The organism is Streptomyces hygroscopicus subsp. hygroscopicus, assembly GCF_001553455.1.
Taxonomy (GTDB): domain Bacteria; phylum Actinomycetota; class Actinomycetes; order Streptomycetales; family Streptomycetaceae; genus Streptomyces; species Streptomyces hygroscopicus.
In genome coordinates, this window is sequence record NZ_BBOX01000583.1 from 1 (window position 1) to 5,749 (window position 5,749).

The 5,749-nt window shown below is 72.6% G+C and carries 5 protein-coding genes and 1 pseudogene; 5 read left to right on the forward strand and 1 reads right to left on the reverse strand.

All coding sequences use genetic code 11. The annotated features are described in order from the left end of the window. Positions 1-1,476 (forward strand): AAA family ATPase (locus tag AXW62_RS38910; protein WP_107406405.1); only part of this gene is annotated, 1,476 nt, incomplete at its 5' end. A gap of 216 nt (positions 1,477-1,692) precedes the next feature. Beyond that, entirely contained in the window at positions 1,693-3,111 is a 1,419-nt protein-coding gene (locus AXW62_RS38915) for a sugar porter family MFS transporter (RefSeq protein WP_060948482.1), read from the forward strand. A 45-nt stretch (positions 3,112-3,156) separates the two neighbouring features. Here the strand turns inward: AXW62_RS38915 and AXW62_RS38920 are convergent, their stop codons facing one another. After that, entirely contained in the window at positions 3,157-4,143 is a 987-nt protein-coding gene (locus AXW62_RS38920) for an LLM class flavin-dependent oxidoreductase (protein ID WP_060948483.1), read from the reverse strand. Positions 4,144-4,347: 204 nt separating this feature from the next. On the opposite strand from AXW62_RS38920, the gene AXW62_RS38925 reads away from it, so the two are divergent. From AXW62_RS38925 to AXW62_RS38935, 3 genes and pseudogenes are all read left to right on the forward strand, one after another. Further along, positions 4,348-4,746 carry a YqxI family protein gene (locus tag AXW62_RS38925; RefSeq protein WP_060948484.1) on the forward strand — a complete coding sequence of 133 codons (399 nt, stop codon included), beginning with the start codon at positions 4,348-4,350 and terminating at the stop codon, positions 4,744-4,746. A 145-nt stretch (positions 4,747-4,891) separates the two neighbouring features. Further along, complete coding sequence (locus tag AXW62_RS38930) at positions 4,892-5,209, forward strand: hypothetical protein (RefSeq protein WP_060948485.1); 318 nt, start codon at positions 4,892-4,894, stop codon at positions 5,207-5,209. Between the two features lies 1 nt (position 5,210). Continuing rightward, positions 5,211-5,749, forward strand: a pseudogene (locus AXW62_RS38935) (hypothetical protein); the annotation flags it as partial.

Below are 5,749 nucleotides of genomic sequence, written 5' to 3' on the forward strand. Positions count from 1 at the left end.
GAGCTGGTCGAGGAGCTCGCGGGCCGGCGGAGCGCGGCGGACCGGGAGAAGTCGCGGGTCGCGCAGTCGCTGGGGCGGCTGGCCGGGCAGGCGCGCGGGGCCGCCGGGGAGGCCGAGCGGACGGCCGCGGCCGTCGCCAGGGCCGAGGAGGCGCTGGAGCGGGCGACCGAGGAGGCGGAGGAGCTGGCCGAGCGGCTGGCGGTGGCGGAGGAGGAACCGGGCCAGGAGGAGCCGGACACCTCCGTACGGGACCGGCTGGCGGCCGACGGCGCCAACGCCCGGCAGACCGAGATGGAGGCGCGGCTCCAGGTCCGCACGCATGAGGAGCGCGTCAAGGGGCTCGCGGGGCGGGCCGACGCGCTCGACCGGGGCGCACGCGCCGAGCGCGAGGCACGGGCACGGGCCGAGCAGCGGCGCGCCCGGCTGCGCCATGAGGCCGAGGTGGCGTCCGCGGTGGCGTCCGGCGCCCGGCAGCTGCTGGCCCATGTCGAGGTGTCGCTGGTGCGGGCCGAGCGGGAGCGGGACGCCGCGGAGCGTGCCAAGGCCGAGCGGGAGCGCGAGCTGGACGCCGCCCGCGCTCAGGGCCGTGACCTCAAGAGCGAGCTGGACAAGCTGACCGACTCGGTGCACCGGGGCGAGGTGCTGGGCGCGGAGAAGCGGCTGCGGATCGAGCAGCTGGAGGCCAAGGCGCTGGAGGAGCTGGGCGTCGAACCCGCCGGGCTGATCGCCGAATACGGCCCCGACCAGCTGGTCCCGCCGTCCCCGCCCGCCGAGGGCGAGGTGCTGCCCGAGGACCCTGAGCATCCGCGCAACCGGCCGGCGCCCTATGTGAGGGCGCAGCAGGAGAAGCGGCTGAAGGCCGCGGAGCGGGCGTACCAGCAGCTCGGCAAGGTCAATCCGCTGGCGCTGGAGGAGTTCGCGGCGCTGGAGGAGCGGCATCAGTTCCTCAGCGAGCAGCTGGAGGACCTCAAGAAGACCCGGGCCGATCTCCTCCAGGTGGTCAAGGAGGTGGACGAGCGGGTCGAGCAGGTCTTCACGGAGGCGTACCGGGACACCGCTCGGGAGTTCGAGGGCGTCTTCTCACGGCTGTTCCCGGGCGGTGAGGGGCGGCTGGTGCTGACCGACCCGGAGAACATGCTGACCACGGGCGTGGATGTGGAGGCCCGGCCGCCGGGCAAGAAGGTCAAGCGGCTGTCGCTGCTGTCCGGTGGTGAGCGGTCGCTGACCGCCGTGGCCCTGCTGGTGTCGATCTTCAAGGCGCGGCCGAGCCCGTTCTACGTGATGGACGAGGTCGAGGCGGCGCTCGACGACACCAATCTCCAGCGGCTGATCCGGATCATGCAGGAGCTGCAGGAGGCGTCCCAGCTGATCGTGATCACCCACCAGAAGCGGACGATGGAGGTCGCCGACGCACTGTACGGCGTCTCCATGCAGGGCGACGGCGTTTCCAAGGTCATCAGCCAGCGCTTGCGGTGACCGTTTCAACACTTGAAGTCAAGGCTTGAGCAGGTGTGTCGGCGTACTGCGGCGACTTCTTTGTCACACACTATTGACTTCGAAACTTGAAGGAATAGTCTCTGCAACGTTGCTTTTACCTTCAAGTGGTGGTCGACGTCTTGGCAGCCTCCGCTGGAAGGGTCAGCCATCCCCCCACGTCCGGCAGCGTTGCCGGGCGGGCGTCAGGAGTACACGTTGTCCACCACCGCGCAGGTACAGGGAGCCGAGGGCCGCAAGGCCCAGCCGGATCACCTCGGCCATGTCATCTTCATCACCGCTGCCGCCGCGATGGGCGGCTTCCTCTTCGGTTACGACAGCTCGGTGATCAACGGAGCGGTCGAAGCCATCCGGGGCAAGTACGACATCGGCTCCGCGGCGCTCGCCCAGGTCGTCGCCATCGCCCTGATCGGCTCGGCCATCGGCGCCGCCACCGCGGGCCGGATAGCCGACCGGATCGGCCGGATCCGCGTCATGCAGATCGCCGCCGCCCTGTTCACGATCAGCGCGGTCGGCTCGGCGCTGCCCTTCTCGCTGTGGGACCTGGCCATCTGGCGGGTGCTCGGCGGCATCGGCATCGGCATGGCCTCGGTGATCGGCCCGGCCTACATCGCCGAGGTCGCCCCGCCCGCCTACCGCGGCCGGCTCGCCTCGTTCCAGCAGGCCGCGATCGTCGTCGGCATCGCCATCTCCCAGCTCGTCAACTGGGGCATCCTCAACCTCGCCGACGGTGACCAGCGCGGCCGGATCGCCGGTCTGGAGGCGTGGCAGTGGATGCTCGGCGTCATGGTGGTCCCCGCCGTCCTCTACGGGCTGCTGTCCTTCGCCATCCCCGAGTCCCCCCGCTTCCTGATCTCCGTCGGCCGGACCGCCCAGGCCAAGCAGGTCCTGGAGGAGGTCGAGGGCAAGGGCGTGGACCTCGATGTGCGGGTCGCCGAGATCGACCAGGCCATGCGCAGTGAGGACAAGTCGACCTTCAAGGACCTCCTCGGCGGGCGGTTCGGGCTGCTGCCGATCGTCTGGATCGGCATCGGGCTGTCGGTCTTCCAGCAGCTCGTCGGCATCAACGTGGCGTTCTACTACTCCTCGACGCTGTGGCAGTCCGTCGGCGTCGACCCGAGCGGCTCGTTCTTCTACTCCTTCACCACGTCGATCATCAACATCCTCGGCACCGTGATCGCGATGATCTTCGTCGACCGGATCGGCCGCAAGCCGCTCGCCCTCATCGGCTCCGCGGGCATGGCCGTCTCCCTCGCCCTGGTGGCCTGGGCCTTCTCGGCGAACCTGGTCGACGGCAAGCTGCCGCACACCCAGGGCGTCCTGGCGCTGATCGCGGCCCACGCCTTCGTGCTCTTCTTCGCCCTCTCGTGGGGCGTGGTGGTCTGGGTGCTGCTCGGCGAGATGTTCCCGAACAAGATCCGCGCCGCGGCTCTCGGCGTCGCCGCCTCCGCCCAGTGGATCGCCAACTGGGCCATCACCGCCAGCTTCCCGAGCCTTTCGGACTGGAACCTGTCGGGTACGTACATCATGTACACCGCCTTCGCCGTGCTCTCGATCCCGTTCATCCTCAAGTGGGTGCCGGAGACCAAGGGCAAGGCGTTGGAGGAGATGGGCTAACCCCCCTTCGCCGCCCGCTCCTCGCACCAGGAGAACTGCCCCGCCTCAGTCCTTGAGGCGGGGCAGCACTCGTTCCGCGAACAGCCGCAGGGACCGCCAGCCCTCCTCGACCGGCATTCCCCCGCACAGCGGGTGGAGCACCAGGCTCGCCGTGGCGCCGCCCTCCGCCGCGTACGCCACGCACTCCTCGGGGGTGAGAACGCGGTAGACCCCCTCGCGGCGCAGCGCCTCCACGTCCCCGGCGTGTGAGCGCACCGCCGAGCGCACCGTGCCCCGCTGCCAGGACGCGTACCTGCGGGCCTCGTACAGCAGATGGGTGCCGTACCGCGCCCAGGCCCGGTCGGGGTCCTCGGACAGGTGCAGCAGCGGGGTCGTCGCCTGGGGCATCAGACACCAGCCCTCGGTGCCGTACTCCATCCGCCGCGCGTGGTAGTACGCCTCCAGCTCCGGCAGGTGCGCGCTGGGGAAGAACGGCAGGCCGAGCCGGGCCGCACGGCGGGCCGCCGCCTGTGAGCTGCCGCCGACCAGCAGCGGCGGATGCGGGCGGGTGTACGGGCGCGGGGTGATCCGGACGGTGCGGCCCCGGTAGTCGAAGGGTTCGCCCGTCCAGGCCGCCAGCAGCGTCTCCAGCGCCTCGTCCTGCAGCGCCCCGCGGCCCTTCCAGTCCTTGCCGTGGGCCGCGTACTCCTCCGGCCGGTAGCCGATCCCCGCGACCGTGACCAGCCGCCCGCCGCCGGCCAGGTCCAGCACGGCGAGGTCCTCGGCGAGCCGCAGCGGGTCGTACAGCGGCACGATCAGCGCCGAGACGGTGACGGTGATCCGGCGGGTGGCGCCCAGCAGCGCGCCCGCGAAGGCCAGCGGGGCGGGCAGCCAGTTGTCGGGGGAGCCGTGGTGCTCCTCGGTCTGGAGCGTGGAGACACCGCGCTCATCGGCGAAGGCCGCCATCTCCAGGGCGGCGCGGTAGCGCTCGGACAGGCTGCGCGGGGTCGCGTCGGGATCGACGAGGTTGAGGCGTACGACCGTGACGGGCATGGCGGATGTCCTCCTTCGTCGCGGATGCGGCAGCCGGACCGTAGCTGACGCCCCGTCAAATCACCACCGCCGTGGGCCGTTCGGCCCACCGCACGGGCGCGGCCGGGACGGATGACTCATGCGCCTGGGACGCGGGGCGGCCGATCGTGAGGACCGGCCCGCCCCACGGGCCACAGCCCGCATACGCCATCCGAGGAGGGGCGCGTGACGATCAGCACGGGGGAATCAGTCATCACCGCGGCCGACATCGACGACCTCATCACCCGGGTCCGGCAGACCGCCGGCGACCCCGGACACCTGGAATCCGCCAAGGCCGCGCTCTTCTCCGGCACCGGCCCGGACCCCGACGCCGCGCGGCGCATCCGGCAGCGGCTGCTGGTGACCGCGCTGCGCCACGGAGGTGCGCTGCTGGCCAAGCTGCTCGGCCGGCTGAGCCCCCGCGAGACCGCGATGGTGCGCCGCTACGCACACCGGCTCGCGGGCTTCCTGGACACGCTGGAGGTCTGGGCGGCACAGCCCATCATCCTCGCCCTGATGGGGTTCGGACTGCCTTACGGAGAGGCGGAGGCGATCACCGTCGCCGTTCTGCTGCTCGTGTGGTGAGCGGCACCCGCGCCCGGCGGCGTCACCCCTCGGGACCGGAACGGGGGTACTAGGAGGTCACCGGTTCGGGTGGGCCGTGGGGGCCGCGCACTTCACGGCCGTGGCGGCGGGTAGTGCTCGGGGGCGAGACACAAGGAGTACGACCATGCGCCCTATCCGAATCCGCACGGCGATCGCACTCGGTCTGAGCGCCGGTGCCGTCATGTGGACCCCGGCCGCCTCCCCCGCCACCGCCTCCTCCCAGGCCACCGCGTCCGAGGACGCCGCCTGGCGGGAGGCGGGGCACTACGACACCACCGCGGCCTGCCGGCGCGCGGGCAAGGAGGGCACCGAACGGCACACGTGGGACGCGTACAAGTGCCGCCCCGGCCGCGGCGACAACGACGTCACGCTGTGGGTCAGGGGCGGCCGCTCCGCCGCCGGCCCGGCGCGGGTCCTCGCCGCCGGGCCGGCCGCCGGCTGAGATGCGGCATGCCGCACTGCCGAAGGACCGCGCCGTGCGCGCCGCGGGCGGGGTATCGGCACTGATCGTGGTGGTCCTGGCCGGGTGGGTGGCCGGGCTGCTGAGGGTCAACGACCAGTGGGTCGCGCTCGCCTGTCCACGCCCCCGCGGCGCCACCGTGCTGACCAGGGTCGCCGTGGGCGTCCCGGTCCTGGGCGTCGCCGTGCTGCTGCTGGCCGAGCGCTCGGCCCGGCGCTACGGCGGCGTCCTGCTGGTGGCCGGCGGCCTGTGGCTGCTGCCCTCGGCCGCGGCCGGGCTGCTGGGCCTGGGCGACCTGGGCACGGCGGGCGCCGTACTGTCCCTGCTGCTCGCCGCCGCCAAGATGGCCTGCCGCCCGCTGACCGTCCTGCTGCTGCCGCTGTGGCTGTTCCCGCGGGGCGGCCCGGTGGGCGACCCGAAGGGAGTGCCGCCCGCACCGACGGCACCGGCCGGCGCGGACACCGCGGGCCGCGCCGACGGGGAACGAGCCGGGCGCAGGCGGGCGCCGGCACCGGAGCGGGG

Bases quoted from the DNA above. Each gene is read 5' to 3' on its own strand.
- AXW62_RS38920 (WP_060948483.1), bottom strand. From the start codon at position 4,143: ATGCCCGTCACGGTCGTACGCCTCAACCTCGTCGATCCCGACGCGACC.
- AXW62_RS38930 (WP_060948485.1), top strand. From the start codon at position 4,892: ATGCGCCCTATCCGAATCCGCACGGCGATCGCACTCGGTCTGAGCGCC.